Origin of the sequence: Nostoc sp. C117 (assembly GCF_043099735.1) — a bacterium.
Classification (GTDB): domain Bacteria; phylum Cyanobacteriota; class Cyanobacteriia; order Cyanobacteriales; family Nostocaceae; genus Nostoc.
Map to the genome: position 1 here is coordinate 4,997,224 of NZ_CP170991.1, position 24,382 is coordinate 5,021,605.

General features: G+C 40.0%; 21 protein-coding genes, 2 pseudogenes and 1 riboswitch. Of the genes and pseudogenes, 9 read left to right on the plus strand and 14 right to left on the minus strand.

All coding sequences use genetic code 11. The features are described from left to right. The first annotated feature begins 173 nt into the window (after window positions 1-173). Window positions 174-950: a serine O-acetyltransferase gene (cysE, locus tag ACFG4S_RS21490; RefSeq protein WP_392531039.1), complete on the plus strand. Its 777-nt coding sequence runs from the start codon at window positions 174-176 to the stop codon at window positions 948-950. A gap of 111 nt (window positions 951-1,061) precedes the next feature. Here cysE and ACFG4S_RS21495 read toward each other — a convergent pair whose 3' ends face one another. After that, window positions 1,062-1,646 carry an Npun_F5749 family FMN-dependent PPOX-type flavoprotein gene (locus ACFG4S_RS21495; RefSeq protein WP_392531040.1) on the minus strand — a complete coding sequence of 195 codons (585 nt, stop codon included), beginning with the start codon at window positions 1,644-1,646 and terminating at the stop codon, window positions 1,062-1,064. Between the two features lie 318 nt (window positions 1,647-1,964). On the opposite strand from ACFG4S_RS21495, the gene crtW reads away from it, so the two are divergent. Then, window positions 1,965-2,729 (plus strand): beta-carotene ketolase CrtW, encoded by a 765-nt coding sequence (crtW, locus tag ACFG4S_RS21500; RefSeq protein WP_392531041.1) that lies wholly within the window; start codon window positions 1,965-1,967, stop codon window positions 2,727-2,729. 313 nt (window positions 2,730-3,042) lie between these two features. On the opposite strand, the gene ACFG4S_RS21505 is transcribed toward crtW, so the two are convergent. Beyond that, window positions 3,043-4,992, minus strand: a complete 1,950-nt coding sequence (locus ACFG4S_RS21505; protein WP_392531042.1) for a protein kinase — start codon at window positions 4,990-4,992, stop codon at window positions 3,043-3,045. Window positions 4,993-5,155: 163 nt separating this feature from the next. On the opposite strand from ACFG4S_RS21505, the gene ACFG4S_RS21510 reads away from it, so the two are divergent. Both ACFG4S_RS21510 and ACFG4S_RS21515 read left to right on the plus strand, forming a co-directional pair. Then, window positions 5,156-5,644, plus strand: a complete 489-nt coding sequence (locus ACFG4S_RS21510) for a hypothetical protein (RefSeq protein WP_392531043.1) — start codon at window positions 5,156-5,158, stop codon at window positions 5,642-5,644. Window positions 5,645-5,876: 232 nt separating this feature from the next. After that, the gene (locus ACFG4S_RS21515) at window positions 5,877-6,515 is read left to right on the plus strand and encodes a Uma2 family endonuclease (protein WP_392531044.1); all 639 of its coding nucleotides are present in this window, start codon (window positions 5,877-5,879) and stop codon (window positions 6,513-6,515) included. Between the two features lie 62 nt (window positions 6,516-6,577). Here the strand turns inward: ACFG4S_RS21515 and ACFG4S_RS21520 are convergent, their stop codons facing one another. From ACFG4S_RS21520 to ACFG4S_RS21560, 9 genes are all read right to left on the minus strand, one after another. Further along, window positions 6,578-7,177, minus strand: coding sequence for an RloB family protein (locus ACFG4S_RS21520; protein ID WP_392531045.1), 600 nt, complete (start codon window positions 7,175-7,177; stop codon window positions 6,578-6,580). Then, the gene (locus ACFG4S_RS21525) at window positions 7,170-8,378 is read right to left on the minus strand and encodes an ATP/GTP-binding protein (RefSeq protein ID WP_392531046.1); all 1,209 of its coding nucleotides are present in this window, start codon (window positions 8,376-8,378) and stop codon (window positions 7,170-7,172) included. Before ACFG4S_RS21525 ends, ACFG4S_RS21520 begins: the two co-directional genes overlap by 8 nt. A gap of 219 nt (window positions 8,379-8,597) precedes the next feature. Next, window positions 8,598-9,926, minus strand: coding sequence for a voltage-gated chloride channel family protein (locus ACFG4S_RS21530; protein ID WP_392531047.1), 1,329 nt, complete (start codon window positions 9,924-9,926; stop codon window positions 8,598-8,600). 96 nt (window positions 9,927-10,022) lie between these two features. Then, window positions 10,023-10,109: riboswitch (Fluoride riboswitch) on the minus strand. A 257-nt stretch (window positions 10,110-10,366) separates the two neighbouring features. After that, complete coding sequence (leuD, locus tag ACFG4S_RS21535; protein ID WP_392531048.1) at window positions 10,367-10,975, minus strand: 3-isopropylmalate dehydratase small subunit; 609 nt, start codon at window positions 10,973-10,975, stop codon at window positions 10,367-10,369. Window positions 10,976-11,228: 253 nt separating this feature from the next. After that, window positions 11,229-12,632, minus strand: a complete 1,404-nt coding sequence (gene leuC, locus ACFG4S_RS21540) for a 3-isopropylmalate dehydratase large subunit (protein WP_392531049.1) — start codon at window positions 12,630-12,632, stop codon at window positions 11,229-11,231. Window positions 12,633-13,106: 474 nt separating this feature from the next. Beyond that, a complete protein-coding gene (locus tag ACFG4S_RS21545; protein ID WP_392531050.1) occupies window positions 13,107-13,310 on the minus strand; it encodes a DUF262 domain-containing protein in 204 nt (67 codons plus the stop codon). Window positions 13,311-13,411: 101 nt separating this feature from the next. Continuing rightward, window positions 13,412-17,398 carry a magnesium chelatase subunit H gene (locus ACFG4S_RS21550; protein WP_392531051.1) on the minus strand — a complete coding sequence of 1,329 codons (3,987 nt, stop codon included), beginning with the start codon at window positions 17,396-17,398 and terminating at the stop codon, window positions 13,412-13,414. Window positions 17,399-17,785: 387 nt separating this feature from the next. Then, window positions 17,786-19,066 (minus strand): hypothetical protein, encoded by a 1,281-nt coding sequence (locus ACFG4S_RS21555; protein ID WP_392531052.1) that lies wholly within the window; start codon window positions 19,064-19,066, stop codon window positions 17,786-17,788. Window positions 19,067-19,120: 54 nt separating this feature from the next. Further along, entirely contained in the window at window positions 19,121-19,465 is a 345-nt protein-coding gene (locus tag ACFG4S_RS21560; protein WP_392531053.1) for a hypothetical protein, read from the minus strand. Between the two features lie 165 nt (window positions 19,466-19,630). Between ACFG4S_RS21560 and ACFG4S_RS21565 the strand changes: the two genes are divergently transcribed. Genes ACFG4S_RS21565 through ACFG4S_RS21575 form a run of 3 tightly spaced genes read left to right on the plus strand, consistent with a single transcriptional unit; the run spans window position 19,631 to window position 20,601 of the window. Then, window positions 19,631-20,095 (plus strand): helix-turn-helix transcriptional regulator, encoded by a 465-nt coding sequence (locus tag ACFG4S_RS21565; protein ID WP_392531054.1) that lies wholly within the window; start codon window positions 19,631-19,633, stop codon window positions 20,093-20,095. Window positions 20,096-20,146: 51 nt separating this feature from the next. Continuing rightward, window positions 20,147-20,407, plus strand: a complete 261-nt coding sequence (locus ACFG4S_RS21570) for a DUF4258 domain-containing protein (RefSeq protein WP_392531055.1) — start codon at window positions 20,147-20,149, stop codon at window positions 20,405-20,407. Continuing rightward, on the plus strand, window positions 20,404-20,601 hold the full coding sequence (locus ACFG4S_RS21575) for a DUF2283 domain-containing protein (protein WP_292724987.1): 198 nt from the start codon (window positions 20,404-20,406) through the stop codon (window positions 20,599-20,601). The genes ACFG4S_RS21570 and ACFG4S_RS21575 overlap by 4 nt, the downstream gene beginning before the upstream one ends. Before the next feature lie 91 nt (window positions 20,602-20,692). Here the strand turns inward: ACFG4S_RS21575 and ACFG4S_RS21580 are convergent. Both ACFG4S_RS21580 and ACFG4S_RS21585 read right to left on the minus strand, forming a co-directional pair. Beyond that, window positions 20,693-20,941: pseudogene (locus ACFG4S_RS21580) on the minus strand (hypothetical protein); the annotation flags it as partial. Continuing rightward, window positions 20,940-21,329: pseudogene (locus tag ACFG4S_RS21585) on the minus strand (Rpn family recombination-promoting nuclease/putative transposase); the annotation flags it as partial. The pseudogenes ACFG4S_RS21585 and ACFG4S_RS21580, both read right to left, overlap by 2 nt. 102 nt (window positions 21,330-21,431) lie before the next feature. Here ACFG4S_RS21585 and ACFG4S_RS21590 point away from each other — a divergent pair. Continuing rightward, window positions 21,432-22,712, plus strand: a complete 1,281-nt coding sequence (locus ACFG4S_RS21590) for a lipid-A-disaccharide synthase (protein WP_392531056.1) — start codon at window positions 21,432-21,434, stop codon at window positions 22,710-22,712. Window positions 22,713-22,767: 55 nt separating this feature from the next. Here ACFG4S_RS21590 and ACFG4S_RS21595 read toward each other — a convergent pair whose 3' ends face one another. After that, entirely contained in the window at window positions 22,768-23,154 is a 387-nt protein-coding gene (locus tag ACFG4S_RS21595; protein WP_392531057.1) for a hypothetical protein, read from the minus strand. Between the two features lie 522 nt (window positions 23,155-23,676). On the opposite strand from ACFG4S_RS21595, the gene ACFG4S_RS21600 reads away from it, so the two are divergent. Then, entirely contained in the window at window positions 23,677-24,375 is a 699-nt protein-coding gene (locus ACFG4S_RS21600) for a M23 family metallopeptidase (RefSeq protein WP_392531058.1), read from the plus strand. Window positions 24,376-24,382: the final 7 nt, after the last annotated feature.

Consider the following 24,382-nt stretch of genomic DNA (forward strand, 5'->3'; position numbering starts at 1 on the left):
GAGAGACAAGAGGACAAGGGAACCAAAAAAACTTCTCACTCCTAACTCAGCACGGGATAAACGCCCCGCTATCCATATACAGCACTCCTAACGCCCCATACCCACTTTTTGTATAACACCGGAGAGGATAATATGGGAGAGTAGCTTGTTGTGCTTTCCGAGGGTGCTATCTCGTGTTATCTACACTGCGTGCTGACTTTCGTATCATATTTGAACGTGACCCGGCTGCTCGTAACTGGTTAGAAGTTTTATTTTGTTATCCTGGCTTGCAAGCCTTAATATTCCATCGACTGTCTAACTGGTTGCATAGTATTGGTCTTCCCTTTATTCCGCGTCTGATTTCTCAGTTGGCTCGGTTTTTGACTGGAATTGAAATCCACCCAGGTGCAACAATTGGCCATGGTGTGTTCATTGACCACGGTATGGGCGTAGTAATTGGTGAAACGGCGATCGTGGGAGACTATGCCCTCATTTATCAAGGTGTCACCCTTGGGGGTACTGGTAAACAATGTGGTAAGCGCCATCCTACTTTAGGTGAAAATGTTGTAGTCGGAGCTGGAGCGAAGGTACTGGGTAATATCCAAATTGGCAATAATGTCCGTATTGGTGCTGGGTCAGTTGTTCTCAGGGATGTCCCATCTGACTGCACTGTAGTAGGAGTTCCTGGTCGTATTGTTTATCGTTCTGGAGTGAGAGTTGCCCCATTAGAACACAATAACCTACCAGATTCGGAAGCCGAAGTGATTCGTGCTTTAGTAAATCGGATTGAGTTGTTAGAAGAACAAATACAAAATCTTCAGCGTACTCATTCTTCAAATGATACAAATGAAAAAATTCCTGTATTAGCCGGTTCTATGGTTTCTAAGGAAACTGATTTATCACAACATGCTCCTGTGTGTAACCTCAGAGATAAAGCAATACAGCAGTTTCTAGATGGTGCAGGTATTTAATAAAGGCATCTGTACACAAAGTTATGGTTGTTGAAATTCTTCGTTAATTTATAAGAATTTTCAACTAATTAAATCATATGGTAGGGGCGCACAGCTATGCGCCCTTACTTTTTAAGGATTAATTTCTTCACTAAACCATTCTTGATTTTCATCGCGGCGATAAAACCTTCTATTTTGTGGTTCGCCCCGCAATTCTAAATGATCCACCTGTACGGGGTCGAGTAGCAGTAGGCAAAAATTAGGCATTGGTTCTAGAGAATCAGGTGCTACTGGGTTAAAAGCTTCTGGTTCTTTGACTCTAGATTTACCAGGGTGAGGCCAAGCAAATTGCAAACGTGCCGCATCACTCAATTCTTGCCAAATAGATATGCGTGCTGGCTGTAAATGCTGGTGAAAATCATCATTGCCTACCAGAGTCAAACAGCCAGTGATGCGGAACTGTTCTCGTGTATTCGGAAAGTACCAGGAAACTTCTGCCCAAGGTTGTTGCTGTATCTGGTCAGCTTTGGCGCTACGACTATCGGTGATAAATTTTAGCTGGTTGGTTTCTTCTAGAAAGCCGCGAAAAACTAAAGTCCGATTAGCAGGGCGACCATTTGCCTGTACTGTTGCTAGTTGCAGGTAACGGGCATAAACAAGACTGCGGTTGCGATGTAGGGCATGGGCGATCGCACCTCGCCAAGGCGCAAGAGACATTCTAAAATTTCATAGCAGTGAATACAGACTAGTTATACCATTTCGGATTTTGGAAAAGTTTTCAGCCTTCCGCATACTACCATCACCATCGTTTTTCAATTTGTCTATTGTTTTCACTTATGACACTCAGCCTTTCGACCAAAAACAGTTTTTGTATAGCGGTTATATGTGTAATAATAATTCAAGTAACTTAATATTTCTAAATAATTGTAGAATATTGGCACTGACCACTAATGGAATTTTCTGGTTAGCAGTTAGTGCTTTTTGTTATGACTATATTTTAGGAATTTTTACCTGAATGCGAGGCGAAGTAAAAGCATGATCCAATTAGAACAAGCACTCAATCATCCAACAAAACTGACCCCATTACTAAAAAATAAATTTGCTTTTACGGGACTTTTCATCGCTATTTTCATTATTACTCTATGGGCTATTAGTCAGGTTTTTTTACTTTCCCTTGATATATACAAGATAAAATTTTGGCTGTTATTCATTGTTATCCTTTGGCAAACATTTTTATATACTGGATTATTTATTACATCTCATGATGCTATGCATGGAGTAGTTTTTCCTAAAAACTCTAAGATTAATCATCTAATTGGGATGTTTAGCTTATCTCTTTATGGTCTTCTACCATATCAAAAACTCTTAACAAAACATTGGCTGCATCATTATAATGCAGCGACTGAAATAGACCCGGATTTTCATGATGGAAAACACAAAAGTTTCTTAGCTTGGTATTTTCATTTTATGAAGGGTTATTGGAGTTGGGGACAAATAATTTCCTTAACTTTTCTCTATCACTTTGCTAATCACATTCTTTATATACCCCATGAAAACCTAATTTTATTTTGGGTATTTCCCTCACTTTTAAGTTCATTACAATTATTTTATTTTGGTACTTTTTTACCTCATAGTGAACCAATTGGGGGTTATATTCAACCACATTGTGCCCAAACTATTAACCGTCCAATTTGGTGGTCATTTGTTACTTGCTATCATTTTGGCTACCACAAAGAACATCATGAATATCCCTATGTTTCCTGGTGGCAATTACCAGAAATCTATCAAAAGTTTCAATAATGAGGGAGTAAGGAATAAGTGAGGTAATTGTTATCAATTACATTTAAGTAAGGTGTACTACGCCGAAGACTAATAATTATATTTCCCACAAGTTTAGGGCTAAAATCGTACTCATTTGACAGTCTTTTTGGATAATATATCCGAATTAGGCTAGGTTCAATCACCATAATTTACTTTTGTATCTTTGAGGTTCCAGTTCTGAACTCAAAGTGTGGTTCAGCAACCTTAATATTAGGAACTTCCAAATAAAAAATATCTCACTGTTGACTGTCAACTGTCAATATTCAACAGTCGCAAATTGAAGCAGGATAATTTATTTCTTAGAGTTCCCTGACAAAGCATCTTTAGAAGTTTCTGTGGCATTAGGACTATCTTTAGTAGCAGGTTGCTTAGCATTAGTAAGTTCTTGTTCAGGCTTTTTCTGATTACTTTGATTATCTAATTTAGTTAATGCTTGTTTTGCCAGATTTTCAGCAGCTTGTTTAAATAAGGGTTCTATTTTATTTCGCCAATATTGAGTATTGGGCAATTTTTCGGGATGGTTTTTATAATCTAAAACTTTATCCCATTTACCATCATCTATTGCTTTATTAATCTCATTAGATAATGCCTCAGCCTTAGCCCAATCACTCTGCCACTGGGCAATGACTTTGCCTGTCTCTTGGATACTAGAAGCAGCATTTGCCGGAATCGATCTTAAAAGTGCGATCGCTCCAACTATATCTCCTGAGTCATATTTCTTTTGGGCTTGCTCTAAAATCTTAGCGCTGTTCTCACTAGGTTGCGATCGCTCCAATTTCTTCGTGTCGGAAGTTGACGCTTTTGATTTTTCTGTCAACGGTGTTACTACATCCTTAGATTTAGATTTTGGCTGGGGAATTGGTCGAGCAGAAATCAGCGTACTATCATCTATTATTTTAGTTGCAATGCCCTTTTCTCGTAAGCAAGAAACCGATTCTGTCTTGTTGGCTATTACATCCGGGTGCGCCCAAGCCAAACGTCCAGATTTAAGTTTAATTTGTATCCAACCTTGTTTGGTTTGCTTGCCAGTCACTTCAAAGTTAGTGTTATTAGCAACAGTTTGCAAAATATTATCAGAATTGATCGAACTTGGCTCAGAACGAACATTAGAATTTCCCACAACCAAAGCCGAGCATTTGTTTGCTAAAGTAGTATCATTACCTGTGATATTAGCAGCTAAATTTTTTATATTTGGATATACATTTGCTACCAAAGCAGCAGCACCACCTGCTAATAATATGCCAATCAAAATTGGCCAGGGGTCGGATTTACTAGAGTTATGATTGACATATTTAGGGGGGACAGGATTTGCTGGTGCAAGTGCGATGGTTTGCTGGTGAGATACTGGTTGAGGATGAGATTTAGTTGCTTGGTAACTGGAATTTTTAACGGATTCTTGAGGTGCGGAAAGTGCAGCTACAGGATTAATCGTGTCTTTACATGCTTGCAGTGCTTCTGTGGCAGTTTGGTAGCGGTCTTTGAAGTGATAACGTACCATCTTCGTCAACACTGCGGCTAGGCGATGGTTCACGGTTACTGAATGCCGCCAGATAATTTCCCCCGTTTCTGGATCTTCTTGAAATTCTGTTGCTGGTAATCCAGTTAATGCTTGAATGGCGATAATACCCAGGGAATAGATATCACTATTGGGGCGGGGTTTACCTTGCCCTTGTTCTGTGGGCATATAGCCAGGAGTGCCAATAATGACTGTGGCAGGGGCTTGTCCGCCAACTGTCACCATTTGGGTACGCAGTTGCTTCACTGCCCCAAAATCTACTAAAACTAACTTATTATCTGAGGCGCGACGAATGATATTATCTGGTTTGATATCGCGGTGAATCACACCTTGTTGGTGGACAAATTCGAGAATGCCCAGAACTTCCTGCAATAATTGAATTACTTGGCTTTCACTCCAGCGGTTACCAGGTAAAAGTTCCTCAGCTAAGGTATGTCCTTCAATATATTCTTGTACTAAATAAAATTCTTGATTTTCGTCAAAGTAAGCTAATAGCCTGGGTATCTGGTCATGGTTGCCCAGTTTTTCTAGGGTTTCAGCTTCGCTGTTGAACAGACGCTTAGCAGTAGCAAAAACTCTGGGGTCAGTTCCCGGTTTGAGGTGCTTGACAACACAGATAGGGTTACCTGGCCGCCTAGTATCTTCAGCAATATAGGTTTGACCAAATCCTCCCACCGCGAGGACTCGAATTACTTGGTAACGATGGTCTAGTAGCTTGCCGATCATATTCCCTCCCCAGAGTTATTACCTAATTTTCCAGCTGGTAATAAATATCTCCAAATTTTCTTCAATGAAATCCGCTATCTTGAGAAAAGATTTAGATTAAAAACGCAGCTTTTTAATAAACGCAGACTGTTTATTTTTCTTTTAGTGCCCCTGTTTATTACCGATGCCACCTAAAATAACAAACTCAGTTGCATGGCAGCAGGCTGAAATCCTCATGCAACCTGCTTTCATTCGGGTTATCGACAATATCCGCAAGTCCCTTGATGAATCTTCTTGGACTGGAACTTACCACGATGTCCTGATTTGGCCGCCTAACACCACTGATGAAATCAAAGCATTGGTGACTGAGCTATTGCAAGCAATGGAAACTGCAACACCCCAAGAAGCAGATAAAATCAGAGAGACTCTGAGTCGTTTGCCGATGCCCCATCCAGGATATCATTTACGTTTGCAGCGTCAACAGCAAGAAGCAAGTATCGATTTGTGGGAACTGTGTTATCAAGTGTGTTTTATTGAATACAGCTTAGTGAAGGAAGCCGCTGATATTGATACTAGTTTACTTGATGAAGTGGGTGAAGTCGATTGGTTGCGTTTGGATGCTAAGGCGAAAGAGTTAGTTGAGCAGACGTTCGCCAGGTTAGCAGAAAGTTGAAGCCTTCCTTTATAGAATTATGGGACTAGATGAATAAAGCCTACTTAGGCTAGGGCTTCTACACAGTAGTCAGTAGTCTAAGTCTATCCGTTTAGTGTTGATTATTTGTAGAGCGATCGCTTTTAGCCGCTTTTGTTAAACTCAATCTATCAGTTTACAGGTTACGGTGGGCTTTATTATCCACCGCAACCTGATAAATAATTATTGAGGTTCAGTTTATTTATATTTTTTTATGACTGCTGCTATCCCCGTTTTTAAACCTGTTAGCCAGATGCAATTAGCACCTGGTAGCACAGTAACTATTCCTGATGTTAGCTGGGAAGAATTTGAATCTATTTTACAAGAATTGGGAGAAAAAAGAACTACACGAATCGCCTATAGCCAAGGTACTTTAGAAATTATGGCTCCTTTACCAGAACATGAAATACCCAAAGATTTAATTTCTGATATTGTCAAAATATTGCTCAAGGCTAAAGATATCAGATACCAACCTTTTGGTTCCACCACCTTTAAACGACAAGGCGTAGCAGGAGTTGAACCTGATGCTTGCTTTTATATTCAAAATTATCAGCGGATGATTGGTCATCGCCGCTTACAACCTGATGACCCGCCACCAGATTTAGCGATTGAAACTGATGTCACATCAAAAACTACTCTCGATGCTTATGAAGCCATTGGAGTCCCAGAATTATGGGTTTACGATAGCGGGAGCCTTTCTATTTATTTGCTGAAAGAAGGGAAATACATAAAATCTAACACCAGTCCTAATTTTGAAGATATAGCGATTACTCAAATTATTCCTGCTGCTGTGGAACGCAGTTGGCAAGTGGGAAGTTTTCAAGCTTTAGAAGAATTGGAAGCAATGATTTAGTAAATGATAAAGTAGCCACTGGATGGTGTAAACAATAATTGATGTAATCTAAAAGATAAGTATTATCGAATAAATTTGTTTAGTTCTTCAACTAAAAGATGTACTGTTGTTGAAGGATTATCACTTACTGGATTAGAAGGGTTATATTGCTTGAGAAGACTTTTAGCATGTTTGATAGCAGTAGATTGCCTATTTTCTATTTCCTCATAGATTGTTGCACTATTTTTTTTATATTTGTGTCCAAGCAATTTCTCTTTCTCTAACTTATCGATGTAATCTTTGCGAGGAAGTCCAGTATTTAAAAATTCAAAATGCAATACATACCATAATTCAAAAGCTTCATTAGAATAAGCAACTTTAAATCCTTCTCTTTCAGCGTTTGCAATAGCGTTATTAAAATCTTGCTTAGGCCAATCATCCCTATCAAATACACACCAAATTTGATCGTAATCTCCTTGAGCTTTTAATTCTTTAGCCTCTTGTACTAGTTTACTTGGATTGTAGCCAAACCCTCTAACATCAATTTTCTTGACAGTCGTGGAAACGCGAAAGCTCATGAAGTAATTTGGCTCAGTTTTTTCACCTTCACATATAATTAAAAATATTTGCCTAAGCTCTCTGGTTTCAACTTTTCTATCAGCATAGCCACGATTTCTAGGCATTAGGCTCACCAATAAGTTGACTTAAGTCACCAATAAATGGAATAGCACCATATCTGCCTTTGATATAATCACTTTCAAAAGAAGCATCATTTAGTATTTTATATTCAACTAATGAATATAAATCTGTAGCACCATATTTGTTTTTCTCAGTAAACCAAATCTGATCTCTGCGAAAAATTTTGTCACTAAGCAAATTAGTGTCATGAGTCATAAATATTAGTTGTGCATTATTAGAGTTTGTTTTTTTGGAGTTAAATAATTCAACAATTGCTTTCCCTATTAGTGGGTGAAGTCTCGCATCAAATTCATCAAATATCAAAACTTTGCCATATTTAAGAGTATCTACCAAAAGTCCAGCAATAGAAATTATTTTTTTAGTTCCTTCTGATTCTTGATTATCTAAATCAAAAAATTTAATAGAAATATTACCTTTATTACCAAACTTTTCATGCCCCGTTCTAATTGAATTGTCGGTTTTAAAATGATAAGAACTTTGTTCTACAGGGATATTTTCTGCTTCCTTTATTCTTATTTGTTTAATACCTAAATCTAGTTTTTTAATTAATTGAATAATTTCTGATTTATTGTCATTTTTTTTTGTTAAAGAGCTTATTGTATAACTCAAGTGATCTCGATCGTCTAAACCTGAAACTATATTTACTTTTTTTGTGAGCCAATCTAGTATTCTCTTAGCTATTTCAACGTTAAATTGAGCAGCTACTGATAGAAAAAGTGCATTGCTCCTGGTTTTTGAATAAATACCCTCAGCTTTAAATATTTTAGATAGATGTTTGATATTACGTGAATTTCCATCGTAAACTCGCTCAAAAAGACGAGCTTCCCTGGTTTTAGGAACGTAAAATAACCACTCAGAAATAACTCTTTTTTGATTAGCTTCAAACCCATATCGATACTTTGTAGTATCTAATAGAAACACAATTTCAAAAAAAGATGGTTGTGCTTCAGTTTCTGTACTTAGCTCAAACGGCTCAACTCCTATTTTTTCTGTACTTTGAGTCTCTTTAGAAGAATTAATCATAAACCACTTCATAAAGCCCAAAGCTTTGGCAAGATTACTTTTGCCACTGGCATTAGCACCATAAATTGCAGCACTTTTGAGTAATTTTAGGTCATCATCTACCGCAAAAACGTTGTTATCATCAAGTTCTTTTTCTTTGGCAACAATATTTGCAGCCACCATACTAAAAGTGACTTTATCTTTAAACGATCGGTAATTACCAATACTAAACTCTATGAGCATAGTAAATTTTTATCCTAAACAGCATATTTATGATCATTTCACAAATATATCAATTAAACATAGCGGTTATGACACATAAAATATGATTACTCTAACTATGCGATGTCTACGGTGGTAAACTAGGCACTTTCACAATCATCCATTAATTACATCAAAAAATTATTCCTGAGAATTACTTCCTCGTTTTTCACTATCATCGGGTAAATCAATTTTTGGTTGCCGATAATTAGCCAAAGTCACCCCTTCTTCTAAATATACAGCAGAGTATTTACTCAACCCAATACGCTGTGCAGAGTAAATTCCCGAATGACCTGAAAATAAATAGCTCACTACACAGCCAATAGCAATAAATACTCCTGATTCCAGACCAAATAATTCAATTCCCATTAAGGTTGATGCTATAGGTGTATTTGCTGCACCTGCAAATACACCCACAAATCCCATCCCTGCTAATAGTGGTGTAGGTAATGCCAAAAGGAACGACAAAGCATTACCTAAAGTTGCACCAATAAAAAACAAAGGTGTCACTTCTCCTCCTTTAAAACCTGCTCCTAAAGTTAAAGCAGTCAGACCCAATTTGGCAGCAAAATCCCAAGGAGGTAGCTGAGTAGAAAAAGCATCAACTATGGTTGGAATACCAAGCCCAATGTACTTGGTAGTGCCACTCAATCCAACAATTATTACTATCAGTACACCGCCTATTAAAGGACGCATTGGAGGATAAGATATCTTTGCTTTAAAGAAGTGACTGATTTTGTGAGTTACTTGAGCAAAAAATCTTGCAACTATTCCAAAGAATACACCTGCAATAATCGCAGAAATCAGCCCCAAAATTGTGAGGGTTGGTATAGAGGTTGCGTGTCGGTATGCGGTATGATGCAAACCTAATAGTAATGTGACTTGATTTCCAACGATCGCAGCAATCAAAGAAGGAAAAAGAGCGTCGTAATGAATTTTACCAATGGCTAAAACTTCTAGACCAAATACGGTTCCAGCTAAGGGAGTCCCGAAAACTGAAGCGAATCCTCCACTGATACCTGCTGTTAATAGAATTCGCCGATTAGCCCCTTTAAAATGGAATATTTTAGTTAACTGATCTGCCAAAGAAGCACCCATTTGTAATGCTGTACCTTCACGACCGGCTGAACCACCAAATAAATGAGTGAGGTCTGTTCCTATTAAAACAAGAGGAGCCATACGAAAGGGAATAATATTTTTGGGATTATGGATTTCTTCCAGTAAAAGATTATTTCCTGCTTCTACATTCCGACCAAATTGATGATAAATCCAACCACTCAAGAAGCCACCAAAAGGAAGCAAGGCAATAATCCAGCGATGTGATTCACGCCAATTAGTTGCCCATTCTAATGATGCTAAAAGAGCCGCCGAAGCCGTTCCAGCAAGAATGCCAACTAGAAAGGAAATGGGTAACCATTTGATTAAGTGAGGTAAAGCAATAAATGGTTCAGACTGACGAAAGTGCTTCATAACCCTGACTCCTTGAAGTGCAATTTGTAGACAGATACTTTCTACAGGGGAGTCAGGTAATGCATTTAGCCAAGCCCCACTCTCCCGCAGTTAGCAAGGAAAGTAGGAGCCATCAGCCTTCCAGTTATAAATTTAGCCTGTACTGGAAAGGCGGTTTTGGCGAGCTCCATCGCCATTGATAGTTTTTAATTAACTTAAATCAAGGATACCATTTTTGCTTTTGGTCGAGCTTAAAGTTTGTTTCTTTGAGTAACTAACAACAATATAGCTGCGATACCTGCGGCGGACTACGCCAATGCAAAAAAGTTATAAATTAACATTCCCCAGCAGAGCCAGGGAACGAAAGTATATAAACACTCTTGATGGTCGTTGACTGTTGACTGTTGACGGTTAACAGTCATCAGTCATCAGATAAATGTATAAATTAAATGCGTAACAGTTTAACTAACTGCTAAATTGCCCCAACCCACATAAGGTAATTTTGCAGCCGTTGTCCGAACTTGGTCTGCGTTAGCTACTAACTGACCGCAAGCGTCCCAAGTTCCAGAAATAAATGTGCTTCTGGTGCCTTCACCAATGAAAACTGGGGCGATGTAATCACCAATTTGCACTTGCAAAGTTTCCAGATTCACTGTCACAATGGCTTGAGGATTGGCGGCGACTAACTCTTGTAGTTGTTTAACACTAACAGCATCGGCTGTCACACAAGGTATACCCATTGCCACGCAGTTACCAAAAAAGATTTCCGCGAAGCTTTCACCGATTAACGCTTGGATTCCCCATTTAGCGATCGCTTGGGGTGCGTGTTCCCGTGATGAACCACAGCCAAAATTCCTATTGACGATTAAAACTTTCGCCCCTTGGTATTGGGGTTGGTCAAAGGGATGTTCGCCTTTAAGTGCTGTTCGGTCATCGATAAAGGCGCCTTCGCCTAACCCATCAAAGGTTATGGCTTTCAGATATCGGGCAGGAATGATGCGATCGGTATCTATATCATTACCTACTAAAGGTATACCGCGCCCTGAAACTGTTTTAACTTCACTCACCATAAACTTTATTTACCTATCATTTCAATGACATTCTGTTGAAAAAGGGATTTGGGACTGGGAACTAGGGACTAGGGAAGATAAGGGAGTGAGGAATTGGGAATAAACTTTCAATACCTAGTGGTCTGTCAAATTCATTTTGACGGTTAGAGAGACGCGATAAATCGCCGTCTCTACAGGCATATTTATCCATCAATGTATTTATTGACAGACTACTAGTCCCTAATCAGCAATCCTCAGTCTCCAATTACCAAAATTACAACAACTCACGCACATCAGAGACTTCACCTTTAATGGCAGCAGTAGCCACCATCGCCGGACTCATTAACAATGTGCGACCGGAGGATGAACCCTGTCTTCCTTTAAAGTTTCGATTAGAAGAGGAAGCACTGATTTGTCTTCCCTGTAATTTGTCAGGATTCATTGCTAAACACATGGAACATCCAGGTTCACGCCACTCAAATCCGGCTTCCTGAAAAATTTTGTCCAATCCTTCTGTTTCAGCTTCTTGCTTCACCCGTTCAGAACCAGGGACAACAAAGGCTTTAATTCCCTCTGCGACGTGGCGACCTTTGGCGATTTTCGCAGCTTCCCGCAAATCGCTAATTCTGCCGTTGGTGCAGCTACCAATGAAGCAGACATCGATTTTGGTGCCTTTGATGGGTTGACCAGGATATAAATCCATATAGCGGTAAGCTTCTTCGGCAATAAATCGGTCTTCTTCGAGCAGTTCTTCTGGCTGGGGTACTAATTGGTTGACACCGATACCTTGACCGGGAGTAATTCCCCAGGTAATGGTAGGAGAAATTTCCACAGCGTCGAAAACCACCACATCGTCGTACTGGGCATCAGCATCACTTTTGATCGATTCCCACCAAGTTACTGCTTTGTCCCAATCTGCGTCTTTGGGGGCAAAATCTCTGTTTTTGAGGTAATCGTAGGTGACTCCATCGGGATTGACATAGCCACACCTAGCACCACCTTCGATCGCCATATTGCAGACTGTCATCCGCTCTTCCATGTTCATCTGTTCAAAGGTGGTACCTGCAAATTCGTAGGCGTAGCCCACACCACCTTTAACGCCCAGAGTCCGAATGATATGTAAAATGACATCTTTGGCGTAGACGCCTGAATTTAGAGTGCCGTTAACTTCAATTTTCCGGACTTTTAGTTTCGAGAGGGCAAGGGTTTGGGAAGCGAGAACATCCCGAACTTGGCTAGTACCGATACCAAATGCGATCGCCCCAAATGCGCCATGACTTGATGTATGGCTATCTCCACAAGCGATCGTCATTCCTGGCTGAGTCAGTCCAAGTTCTGGAGCGATGACATGAACTATACCCTGACTGCCAGAACCAATATTGTAAAAAGTTATGTTATTTTCTTGACAATTATTTTCGAGGGCTTGGATCATTTCCTCTGCCAAATTATCAGCAAAGGGACGTGCTTGATTTTCCGTGGGCACAATATGATCGACTGTGGCGACAGTGCGCTTGGGAAACAGTACCTTTAAACCGCGCTCCCTTAACATCGCAAATGCCTGGGGACTAGTGACTTCATGAATTAGGTGAAGTCCGATAAATAGTTGTGTCAGCCCTGAGGGAAGTGTACCAACGGTGTGTAAGTCCCAAACTTTATCAAACAGGGTACCTTTGCTCATACGTCACTCAATATTTAAGGAGTCGGATCTCTGATGATATCAAAAAAAGTACAGTAGTTTACGTGTAGTTAATTCTCTAGGAGTATGGCAAATTGCACATTCTACTCAAATTATTGCTGAAATTTAACTCAATAGACGAAAAACAGACTTGATTTTTCTTAATAGTGGCTTAAGTTGAGAATATGTCCGAAAAGGTTTGATTGTAGGGATGCCAAAGGGTATATCAAACGCGATCGCGAAGCTGCATTTCAGCCAGAATTGATTAGAAGACTTAAAATACTGGATTGACAAACACTCAAAGACGGCGCTATGTATACTCAAAACCGTCAAGGAAAAGCTGGGTTATCAACGTCAGGGAAAGGGAGTAGACATAATTGCTATCTAAGCTGGGAGCAAGAAAAAGAAATGATAGATTCTTTTACAGCATTTACGGCTGTTATGAGGTAAAGTGGCAACAACTGGCAAACCAGTTTCTTACATATCTTTTCCATCTTTTTTTAATTTGCCAAATAAAATTAGTGGAATAGGATATTTTAAAAGGATGCTTTCTATTAAAGATGCTTTTTCTATTTTTACCCATACAAGTTTACGTTGGTATCTACGATTTACAATAAGATTATTTTCTCTATAAAGACGATATAATTCCAATATGCTTATTCCTTTAGGCGTAATACTCATACTGTTTTCTTAATTATTTTTTATTAGTGTGCAATCGATTTAAACTTAAGGGTGGGCTATTTGCCCACCCTAATGATTTACGCTGATTCGACTGCTTCCAACTAGTCTATCCCTTCAATCCGGTCTTCAACTTCTTGGTACAACTCGCGTAGACGATCTAAATTATCCTCGCTAGTGTCCCAATAACCGCGTCCATTTACTTCCAACAAAGTTGATACAATCTTGCGGAAAGAATGGGGATTAAGGTTTAACAACCGTTTCTGCATTTCTTCATCTTTGATGAAGGTTTCGTTAGTATCCTCATAAATCCAGTTATCCACAGCGCCAGCTGTCGCACTCCAACCTGTTGTATTCACCAACCGCTTGGAGAGTTCGCGCACACCTTCGTAACCGTGAGATAACATCCCCTCGTACCACTTGGGATTTAACAATTTGGTACGCGCATCCAAACGCACAGTTTCTGATAATGTCCGCACTTGGGCGTTAGCTGTGGTTGTATCTGCAATATAGGATGCTGGTTTTTTACCATCACCCCGCAGACTTGCCACCAGCTTAGTCGGATCGGAATCGAAGTAGTGGGAAACGTCCGTTAGGCTAATCTCAGAAGAATCCAAATTTTGGAAAGTTGCATCAGCAGTTTTCAATGTACTTTCAAAAATCTGCCGGGATTCGTCCATAATTCCGGGATTATCGGAATTGAAGGAGAAGGATTTCCGGTTGAGATACATTTCCTGCAACTCGGCTTCGCTGTCCCAAGTGCTGTTTTCTACCGCCAAGTTGATATTTGACGAGTAGGAACCAGAAGCGTTGGAGAAAACACGCGTCGCTGCTTGACGCAGATTAATACCCATATCTTGGGCTTGCTGCAAAGCGTGTTTGCGAACAAAGTTCATTTCTAAGGGTTCATCTGCCTCAGCCGCCATCTTCACGCCTTGGTCTAGCAGGTTCATTTGGTTGATGAACAAGTCGCGGAATACACCAGAACAATTGATGACTACATCTATTCTGGGTCGTCCCAACTCTTCTAAAGATATCAATTCCAACTTGTTCACCCGTCCCAAAGCATCGGGAACTGGACGCACGCCCACCATCCACATAATTTGCGCTAGGGATTCGCCGTAAGTTTTGATGTTATCGGTTCCCCAAAGGACACAGGCGATGGTTTCTGGCCATTTTCCTTCATTTTCGGCTTTATTACGTGCTAAAAGCCTGTCTACAACGATTTTGGCTGACTGGACTGCTGCTGTTGTTGGGATGGATTGGGGGTCAAGTGCATGGATATTCTTACCTGTGGGTAACACATCCGGGTTGCGGATGGGATCGCCACCTGGGCCTGGTAGGACATAATCACCTTCTAAGCCTTGAAGTAATGCTCCCAATTCGTTGTCGGCGCAAACTTGCTGGAGGCAGAATTCCAAATATTCAAACAGAGGTTTGAGAAGCGTGGTGTCAACTTTGGGATAACCTGCTTTATGCAATGCTTCGACCCAAGGTTCTTTTTTGCCCATGTTGAAGAAATTCAACCGGGAAACTAGAGAAACTCGTCCTTCGGCGTCGATTTGCTCTTGGACAAGGGCGGTAACTGCTGCACGGGTGGCTAAGGTGATATCTTGCAATAACTGGACATCTTCTAAAATACCTTTGTCGTTATTGTGGTAGATATCATCAATTTTACGCCCAATGCTGTTGGCGATAATTCCCGGTAAGCCTTGAAGTCCTTCTTCTTGACGATCTAGACTAGCAATGTTGACGAGAGTTGCGATCGCCTCTTCTGCACTTGGTGGTTTACCAATGACGTGCAACCCACAAGGCAACAACCGCGACTCAATTTCCATCAACCTGCGGTAGACGTTGCCAACAATATTATCCCGCTCATCGGCACTCATGTCTCTGGCGTCGGTTTCTGGCAAGTCAATATCCTTATCCAGGTTGACGATCCGACATTTATCCATGATGGAGTTGACGATGGAAACACCGCGTCCAGTATCTTTCAAGGTTTGATACGAAGCAATTAATTCGCTCAGTTCCTTCAAACCTTTGTATAAACCAGCATTTTCTGCCGGCGGTGTCAAGTAAGAAATTGTTTCGGCATAACCCCGACGTTTGGCGATTGTCGCTTCACTAGGATTATTGGCTGCGTAATAATACAGATTGGGAATTGAGCCAATTAAGTTATCTGGATAACATTCACCAGACATCCCCATCTGTTTACCTGGCATAAATTCCAAGGAACCGTGGGTACCAAAGTGCAGCACGGCGTCAGCTTTCCAAACTTGCTCTAGGTAAGTGTAATAAGCAGCAAAACCGTGGTGGGGACTAGCGGAACGGGAGAACAACAACCGCATTGGGTCGCCTTCATAACCAAAAGTGGGTTGTACACCGATGAAGACGTTACCGAATTGCTTACCATAAATTAGCAGATTTTGCCCATCGCTGTTGAGATGTCCAGGAGGTGGTCCCCAGTTTTCTTCCAGGCGTTGAGAGTAGGGGGTGAGTGCCTCATACTCAGGAACCGACATTTTGTAGGCAACGTTCAGTTCCGGGCTGGCGTACTGCGCTTGGGCGTCGTGGATGACTTCCTGCATCAGCGCTTCGGCTGATTCTGGCAATTCGGGTAAGTCGTAGCCATTATTTTTCATGGCTTTCATCACCTCGTAGATGGAACCGAATACATCTAAGTAAGCGGCGGTGCCAACGTTGCCTTTATCTGGCGGGAAACTGAAAACGGTGATGGCGACTTTTTTATCTAGCTTCGGTTTGCGGCGGAGGTTAGCCCATTTTAAAGCGCGTTGGGCTACAGCTTCCATGCGGTCTTGGAGAGCGATCGCCTTCCCAGTTGTCCCATCTCTACCCGATAATATAATCGGCTCAATTGCCCCATCCAATTCGGGAATCGCAATTTGCAAAGCTACCTGTATGGGATGTAACCCCAAATCGCTATCCATCCACTCTTCTGTGGTTTGGAACACTAAGGGTAACGCCACCATGTAAGGACGGTTTAAGCGTTTGAGTGACTCAATTGCTTTGGGATGATCTTGTCTAGCTGGCCCACCCACCAAAGCAAAACCAGTTAGCGAAATCACTGCATCTATTAACTGGGTGTTGGTATTTGGTTCGTAGAAGTAAGCATCCACAGGCTTGGAGAAATCCAAACCACCAGCAAACACAGGTAATACCCGTGCGCCTAGTGCTTCCAACTCCTGCACCATTGCTACATAATGAGCATCATCCCCGGTAACTAAGTGAGTGCGTTGTAATACCAACCCAATACAAGGAGCTAAGGGATCTTTGAGATCCTTAGAGATATCCTTACGGGCTGTGTACCAATTGAGGTACTCTCTTACATCCTCAAACATACTGGGAGCCAATGGATGCCAAATCCCCATATCGGGATAAACCACCGGCTGTTCGTATGTAGAAGGTGCAAAATTTTGTTTGTCTAAAGCTTTAAATACGTATTTATCAGCTAGCATCAGCAAGAAGTTTTCCAGATTTTCTGGAGAACCACCTAGCCAATACTGAAAACTGAGCATGAAATTTCGCGCGTCCTGTGCCTTATCCATTGGTAGGAATTTCAGCACTTGCGGTAGGGTTCGCAAAAGCTTCAGCATTCCATCTTGGAATCCCGCACCGGATTTTTCTTTGCGTTTCCGCATGAATTGGGCGATCGCACTTTTTGACTGACCCAACTGCGCCAAGGAAAAGCTGCCCATTTTACTCAGGCGCATAACTTCTGGCATGGATGGAAAGACAACGGAAACATCCAGGCGATCGCGGTGTGGTTCTACTGCCGCTACTACTTTCTGTGCTAAGTCTTCGATGAAAATAAGGGAAGCGATGAAGATATTCGCACCCTCAATTTCTCGTTTGAACTCTTCGTAATTCTCTGGGTCGCGGAGTTCCTCAATCAAGTACCCGCTGATTTCAATCGCCAAGTTGGGATTGTTCGCGTTAATCGTGCGAACCGCTTGCGACAAAGCACTCTGGTACTGGGACTCTAGCACGACATAGACCACCTTGATTAAACTACGTCCGCGTAAGTTATCAGGCGCAATGTGTCTAATGGTGGACTTGACGTGTGTGAACATGCTTCTTCGGCTCCTTTGATGCGTGTTCTCTACTAGAAGTTACTAGGGGCATCATCAGCCACTCTTAACTTCCGATCTTTAAGGCAATATGTGTTTTTTATCAGAAAACGCTTGCCCAGTGGGCATTTTATCGTGTATCTGACACAATTCGATATAAAAAACGAAATATTTATTTGTAATTGTTGACTGTTTTTAAAAGTATTCGCTCACATTAATGTAAATATTTTGTTACATTAAACAATATGTATCGTTAAATAGCTATTTAACTATTTTAATAAATTTACAAAAATTGCCTATACTGACTAAATATTTTTTAGTCAGTATAGGCAAACTTAAATTATGTAGTTGCTAATTCTACCAAGAAACAGAAAGACAGGGTTTCAACTTTTATTTAGCTAATATTGGCTTGCTATTTAAACTATCCAAAATTCCATCATGGAATTTATTCACTGAAGACAAAACTCCATTTTCCTTATCATTCAGTAATGAGTCTTTTACCTCATTCAAATAATTATTGAGGTTTTCTCTTAGAATTGGTCTTTCTACTTTAACTGTATGATAATGATCCCAGATATCCCATGCTAAAACTCCTAAACCAGCAATAGGATTAAGTAGTTCTAAACCTAAAAGTCCAGCAGCAACTTCACCTGTTCCTTCTGTTGCTACCTTTGTTGCAGTTTTAGTTGCTATCTTAGCAACTACTTTAGAAGTTGCTTTACTCACAGTTGCTGTAGCAATTTTCTTAGTACCAATAACACTAACAGCTTTCATCATTGCACTGGCAGCTACATAACCTGTACCACGCGAAAGGGCACGAATAGACAGATTTTGCTCTTTGCTACCTGTATTATATGTTGTACTTCCTAAACCTTCTAAAAATTCTTCCCAAACAGGTCGGGGAATCTGGTACTGACTTTGGATTCCTGCTAATTTTTGATTAGCTTCAGATACATATTTATCAATTGCTTCTCTTGTAAAACGTTCCATCTCAAGTTGCATTAATGATGGTTGCAAAACCTTTTTAGTAAATTCATTTTGGAAATTACCAATTAATTTTTCAGCTTTTTCTTCTTCTGAACTAGCACTAATATTTACCCAAATAGCTTCTACACCAACACCCCACTGAGTAAAATAATTGTAGTACCAATCGAGAAACGGATGGTCTACACGTCGCATTACCTCATCATGCCATTGTTCCAGATTATTTGATGCAGATGCTCTGGCACTAACTAATGCCTTGCCAAGAGCATTTGCAACATCATCAGACATTTGAGATAGCTTTTGTTCAGGAATAGTAATGGTGACAGTATTTGATTTGCGTTTAGATGCATCGCTGATGTGATTGAGCGAAAAATTACCCCATAGTTGAATAATGATTATGAAAACAACACCAATCCAAATGAATTTAGATGTAGATTTAATAAACTCACTATAGGCGTGAATACGCTCTGTCTTCTGAGAAAAAGTTCCTTCATCAACAGGCTTGGATGGGGAATTAGGTTTAAATAAGGCTGCAAACAGCTTGTTTAAGCTTGATGGTATAGTTTGTAAAAATGAAATTATCTTTTTATACAAGTCTCCTTTTTGTCCTTCTTCAATCGTTTGATTATCTTCAGCTGATTCAGATACAGGATTTTGAGTTAATTCTTGTTCTTGATTAGTGTTCATAGTCAATTTTGTTGTTTGAAGTATTGATTAATAAAATATGAAACAGTATCTCAGCTATGCAAGTTTTCTCAAATAATCCTTTATTTTCAACTTCAAATCGCTTGAAATAGGGTAAGATTCAATCTCGCGTTCTATATCTGATTTAGATTTCCCTTTTGTTCTAAGTTGATCTACCGTAGACTTAAAAATTGCTTCAAATCCATACTCAGCTAATCCTTGTGACATTAGAGCAAGCAAGCCAAGTACAGCAATTCCTCCAAGCATTCCGAATGGTCCACCAAGCACTGCTAAAGCTGTAGTTATTGCAGCCGCTCCAGCCCATCCTGTGACAGCCATAGCAACCAAAAGTACAAGACCAGGCACACCTAATGCTGCGATTTTGTCAACTAGCTTATCCATAATAGATCGCTAAATTTAATGTAAATTTTGTTGCTTTCATCTCAGTATCCTGCTATTAAAAGCTAATCATCCCCTAGCTGCCATCAGGGATAATGGTAAAATTACATCAGGAAATTTTAAGACAATCTTCAAAATTGGACTATGGCATCCAGGAATGAACCCTTTATGCAAGCAGAAAACCACTGGGACTTGGAAACCCTTTACTCTGATTTGTCATCAGTGAAAGGAAAGCGTTTGACACCAGTTGAAAAGCGACATTTGCGGGGTTTGCTTTGTGGCTTCAGTCCGGCTGAAATAGCTGACAAACTTGGTAAAAATGGGAAGGGTGTAGAAACTGACCTCTGTGCAACCGTGTACAGGTATGTAAAAAGTCTGTTGGATAAGTCTGATGAAAAGCTAGAAAATTGGCGAAATATTTCTGAATGGCTTGATGATGCAGGGTATAAAAATCAGTCGATAAAGGTTCCAGGGTTAGATTTATCGCCTGATAAAGCAGTAGTTAATGTAACTAATATAAATATTGAAAATAATCAAATAGTATTTTTGATTAGTATGAAAATTCCAACTTCTCAAGATTTAGATTCTTTGGAAGATGAATTAAATAATTTAGATAATTATAAAAGCAATTAGTATTTATCTTCTGCCTAAATCAGACTATGCTTGATAAGCAAACAGGTAAAAATGAAGTATATAATTTCTCGTCATGCACAGACAGAGATGGAGCGAAGAAATATATCAAAAGCTGTAGTTGAATCCGTTCTGAATTCTCCTGGACAATTACTGTCAGAAAAAGAAGGTAGAAAAGTCTACCAGTCAAAAATTGACTTTGGTAGTGTGAAAACATTCTTGCTACGCGTTATCGTAGTAGATGATGTTGATCCCGCAGTTGTAATAACCGTATATAAAACTAGTAAAATCGAAAAATACTGGAGAGAACTATGAAAATTACCTATGACCCAGAAGTAGATATATTAAGAATTATATTGAGTGATGTACCCATAGAAGATAGTGACGAAGAAAAGCCAGGGGTAATTTTAGATTATGACGAAGATGGAAATATTATCGCTCTAGAAATATTAGACGCTTCCAAAAGAATCGATAATCCACGTTCCCTAGAGTATTCGATTTCTACATAATAGAGATTTGAGAGGGTTAGCGTAAAGTTTTTCGTATTTTTGAAGCGATCCTGTTTTAAGCACAGACACTAAGACACAAAGATCAAAATATCTAACCTTCCCGCACCATCCAAACCAACATTCCCAATAGTATTTCAACTGGGGGAACGGTATAATCATTCAAATCAATATTCAGTGTTTGTCCTTCTAATTTCAAAAATCGCCAAGCCGTACCGCTGCTGACGCTCCCATAGATTGTTTTAATCGGTATATTATTGGTTTCATTGAATTTTTGTGCGGCAATCATTTCTGCTGCACATTGCCCTAAACGAGGTTTTAAATCACCTTTTTTCGCTTCAATATAGTTCGGTTGGCTGTTCCCAAAGTCGAATTACTTCAAATCTGTGGAAACTATTCTCTAAAACAAACTCTGTTTGGTAAACTAGCTCAGAATCGCTTGGTTGTAAATAAATTACCACCTGACGCATTCGTTTATGGGGAAATTTTCGATATCCCCGTAACCGATAATCAGTCATCCGAAAGGGAATATTAGCTTTTGGTTGGGTTTGGAATTCGATATGCAGTATAATTTCGTCTGACTGCAACAAAATTAGTGCATCGGCGCGGATGGGTTCGAGGGATAATTCAGAAGGACTCAGTTTGGTAAGTGTAATTGGTTCACCGAGTAGCCATGTTGCAAAATCACTGGAAAATCATTCTGCGAGAAATTTACAGACGTTATCGAACATAGTCTGTAATTATATCAGTAGTGTCGTAACTCTGTAACTTAGGAACGAATTAGGTAATATTTACCTCTTAACTAATGACTCCTAACTCTTAACCATTAACTAATGACTCAAGTAGATATTCTCATCCTATCAAATGGCCCGGGAGAGGTAACAACCTGGGTGCGTCCAGTAGTCAAGGCATTGCGGCAACAACTAGGCGATGACCGTTCTGTAGTCAGAATTTCTGTGGTATTATCACCTTGCCCAAATGCTAGTGGGAAAGAAAGTGCGATCGCTCTTTCTTTCCCAGAAGTAGACAGAGTTCAGTCAGCAGAGCATTTTTGGCAATTTTTGCTTTGGGGCAAAACATTTGAAAATTGGGACTGGAGAAGTCGCGGGGTAGTTGTCTTCCTGGGTGGAGATCAAATTTTCCCTGTAGTTATTGGCAGAAAACTAAGATATCGCACAGTCGTTTACGCCGAATGGCAAGCCAGGTGGCACAACTTAATTGACCGCTTTGGAGTTATGAAAGCTCAAGTTGCTGCCCATGTTTCACCAAAATATGCCCACAAATTCACTGTTGTGGGAGATTTGATGTTAGAAGCTAGTAGTGTAGTCATTGATCATACACCTACGTCCTTGGCACACGACAAAGGACAAATAGGTGACTTGATTGGTATCTTACCGGGTTCAAAAGCGGCAAAATTAACCCAAGGGTTACCTTTAATGTTAGGCATTGCTGAATACATTCACACTAAGAGATCGCAAACCAAATTTGTGATTCCTGTCGCTCCAACTGTGGATTTACAATACTTAGCCAGTTTTGCTGATTCCCAAAAAAACCCTTTTGTAGAAATTTTTGATTTTAGGGGTGCTTCCTTAATTATTTCAGAGGACGCTAAAACCAAGGCATCACTAAAAACACAGACAGGCTTAACTGTAGAATTATCAGAAGAAAACCCTGCTTATGACTTATTATCACAGTGCCGCATCTGCATAACTACAGTGGGGGCAAACACTGCTGAACTCGGTGCTTTAGGAGTGCCAATGATTGTTTTGCTACCTACACAACAATTAGATGCTATGCGTTCTTGGGATGGTTTACCAGGCTTACTGGCTAATTTGCCAGGTGTCGGTTCTACCTTTGCCAAGGTCATTAACTGGATGTTCCTCAGACGTAAAGGTTTATTAGCATGGCCAAATATCTGGGCACAGGAAGAGATTGTGCCAGAACTCGTAGGCAAACTCCAGACATCAGAAGTTGGAGAAATGGTATTAGATTTTTTAGATCGTCCAGAAAAATTGGACGATATACGAGCCAAGCTACGTCAGGTTCGTGGCGAAAGTGGAGCTGCCCAGAAGATAGCACAGATTGTTGGCGAGGAGATTGGGGAGTTGGGGTAAATGGGGAATTGGGCATTAGTTATTAATGCTTCTTCATCTCCCTGCTTCTTTCTAGTTAATCCGAAGACTCCCCATTCCGTCGTCCTAGTTCAAAAATGCCACAACTAATACAAGCAAGTATACCTAAGCTGATTCCCCAACTAGGCCCCAAACTGAGTTCTACGCCCCAGTTAAATAAAGTGCCAACTATCAAGAAGGGGAAAATACTAAACAGTGATGCGTAGAATGCGTTTTGGGATTCTCTGGCTTTACGAGTCTTTTCAAATTCTGACTGGCTGGTGTAAAGCGATCGCTCTGCAAAGTTAAACCAGCGGTTGAGTTGCTCGATTACCCATTCACTGGCTTTGGAAAAACCTAGATATAACGCCAATGACCACAAACTCGCTCCGGCGATCGCGATCGTGTCTAATTCAAAGCGGAAAGGTAAAATTTCAGTCAGCATGTCTTGGGGGAGTCCTGCAAAGGGTCAACTTTAGCTTTTAGTAGATGCTAATTAAACCTCTTGTGCAATTTTAAGCATAAACGTTAACAAGATTTCAACTGCTTGGCAAGTCTCTTGCTGTTAAGCTTACTCCAGCCTATTTAGGAGTTTAGTACAAAGTTCTATCGGTTAAAATTTTTTTGATGAGCTACTATCTATTATTTTTCCTAACTTTGATTCAAGATAAATTTTATACTTAATATCTGTATCAAATTACATATTTACAAGTGTGATTTTTTACTTTCTATTTTCCACAGATGAGAATTCAGATTTAACAGACTATAACTTGATATTATTATTTAGTTTGCGTGAAATTTGCTGGATATTAAAGGAAAATACTAGACAATTAACAAAACAAATAATATGCTATCTTTTGTCATCAATTATCATCCATAATGAGGATTTGAATTCAATTTATAGCAGAAATAGAAACTAATATACATATAAATAAATTTACTAACTATTAAATTAAGGAATTAAAAAATGAGTAAGCAACAACAAAGAGTAGTGCTTGGAGCCACATTATTGATATTAGGATTGGGTATTGTAAGTTTAATTACTCTATTACCTCAGGCAGAAATAGTTAAAGCTAGAGAAATTCAGCCAAAAAAAGTAGCGAGAGCTAATAGTTGGCTAGCAGCTTCTTTTCCTGTAGAAAACTTTCAAGCTTACACATCTGGTTTTGGTTATCGTGTTTCGGCTACTGGCGGTTCTAATTGGGAATTTCATGGAGGCTTAGACATGGCAGCCCCACAAGGTAGTTACATTCGTAATTGGTGGGTAGGTACAGTAGTTAAAGTTGGCGATCGCGACGCTTGCGGCTCCCATATAGTAATTAAATCAGGAGAATGGGAACACACCTATTGCCACATGGAAGGAAACGTAGAAACTGCATCTGGTCGTCGTTATTTCATTGACCGTGCAGGTGGAATTCAAATTTGGGAAGGTGAGCAAATACCAACTGGAGCGAGAATTGGTCGGGTAGGTATGACTGGACGTACCACTGGGCCACATCTCCACTGGGGACTGAAATATGACAATAACTATGTAGACCCTGCACTTGTTTTGCGAGAAATGTTTTCTGAGCAAAAAGTTGCTAGAAAAGCGAATTCAAGAGTACGTCCTCAACAATCAAAAGTTATAATTCAAGAGTCAAAAGTGATTCGTGATTCTGGTGATTAGTCACTTG

What these genes read in the sequence shown, in the direction of transcription:
- crtW (WP_392531041.1), top strand. Translation starts at nt 1,965, where the DNA reads ATGATCCAATTAGAACAAGCACTCAATCATCCAACAAAACTGACCCCA.
- ACFG4S_RS21520 (WP_392531045.1), bottom strand. Translation starts at nt 7,177, where the DNA reads ATGCCTAGAAATCGTGGCTATGCTGATAGAAAAGTTGAAACCAGAGAG.
- ACFG4S_RS21570 (WP_392531055.1), top strand. Translation starts at nt 20,147, where the DNA reads ATGAAGTATATAATTTCTCGTCATGCACAGACAGAGATGGAGCGAAGA.
- ACFG4S_RS21600 (WP_392531058.1), top strand. Translation starts at nt 23,677, where the DNA reads ATGAGTAAGCAACAACAAAGAGTAGTGCTTGGAGCCACATTATTGATA.
- leuD (WP_392531048.1), bottom strand. Translation starts at nt 10,975, where the DNA reads ATGGTGAGTGAAGTTAAAACAGTTTCAGGGCGCGGTATACCTTTAGTA.
- ACFG4S_RS21515 (WP_392531044.1), top strand. Translation starts at nt 5,877, where the DNA reads ATGACTGCTGCTATCCCCGTTTTTAAACCTGTTAGCCAGATGCAATTA.
- ACFG4S_RS21525 (WP_392531046.1), bottom strand. Translation starts at nt 8,378, where the DNA reads ATGGTGGCTGCAAATATTGTTGCCAAAGAAAAAGAACTTGATGATAAC.
- ACFG4S_RS21495 (WP_392531040.1), bottom strand. Translation starts at nt 1,646, where the DNA reads ATGTCTCTTGCGCCTTGGCGAGGTGCGATCGCCCATGCCCTACATCGC.
- leuC (WP_392531049.1), bottom strand. Translation starts at nt 12,632, where the DNA reads ATGAGCAAAGGTACCCTGTTTGATAAAGTTTGGGACTTACACACCGTT.
- ACFG4S_RS21560 (WP_392531053.1), bottom strand. Translation starts at nt 19,465, where the DNA reads ATGGATAAGCTAGTTGACAAAATCGCAGCATTAGGTGTGCCTGGTCTT.
- ACFG4S_RS21510 (WP_392531043.1), top strand. Translation starts at nt 5,156, where the DNA reads ATGCCACCTAAAATAACAAACTCAGTTGCATGGCAGCAGGCTGAAATC.
- ACFG4S_RS21530 (WP_392531047.1), bottom strand. Translation starts at nt 9,926, where the DNA reads ATGAAGCACTTTCGTCAGTCTGAACCATTTATTGCTTTACCTCACTTA.
- ACFG4S_RS21505 (WP_392531042.1), bottom strand. Translation starts at nt 4,992, where the DNA reads ATGATCGGCAAGCTACTAGACCATCGTTACCAAGTAATTCGAGTCCTC.
- ACFG4S_RS21550 (WP_392531051.1), bottom strand. Translation starts at nt 17,398, where the DNA reads ATGTTCACACACGTCAAGTCCACCATTAGACACATTGCGCCTGATAAC.
- ACFG4S_RS21595 (WP_392531057.1), bottom strand. Translation starts at nt 23,154, where the DNA reads ATGCTGACTGAAATTTTACCTTTCCGCTTTGAATTAGACACGATCGCG.
- ACFG4S_RS21590 (WP_392531056.1), top strand. Translation starts at nt 21,432, where the DNA reads ATGACTCAAGTAGATATTCTCATCCTATCAAATGGCCCGGGAGAGGTA.
- ACFG4S_RS21555 (WP_392531052.1), bottom strand. Translation starts at nt 19,066, where the DNA reads ATGAACACTAATCAAGAACAAGAATTAACTCAAAATCCTGTATCTGAA.
- ACFG4S_RS21545 (WP_392531050.1), bottom strand. Translation starts at nt 13,310, where the DNA reads ATGAGTATTACGCCTAAAGGAATAAGCATATTGGAATTATATCGTCTT.
- ACFG4S_RS21565 (WP_392531054.1), top strand. Translation starts at nt 19,631, where the DNA reads ATGCAAGCAGAAAACCACTGGGACTTGGAAACCCTTTACTCTGATTTG.
- ACFG4S_RS21575 (WP_292724987.1), top strand. Translation starts at nt 20,404, where the DNA reads ATGAAAATTACCTATGACCCAGAAGTAGATATATTAAGAATTATATTG.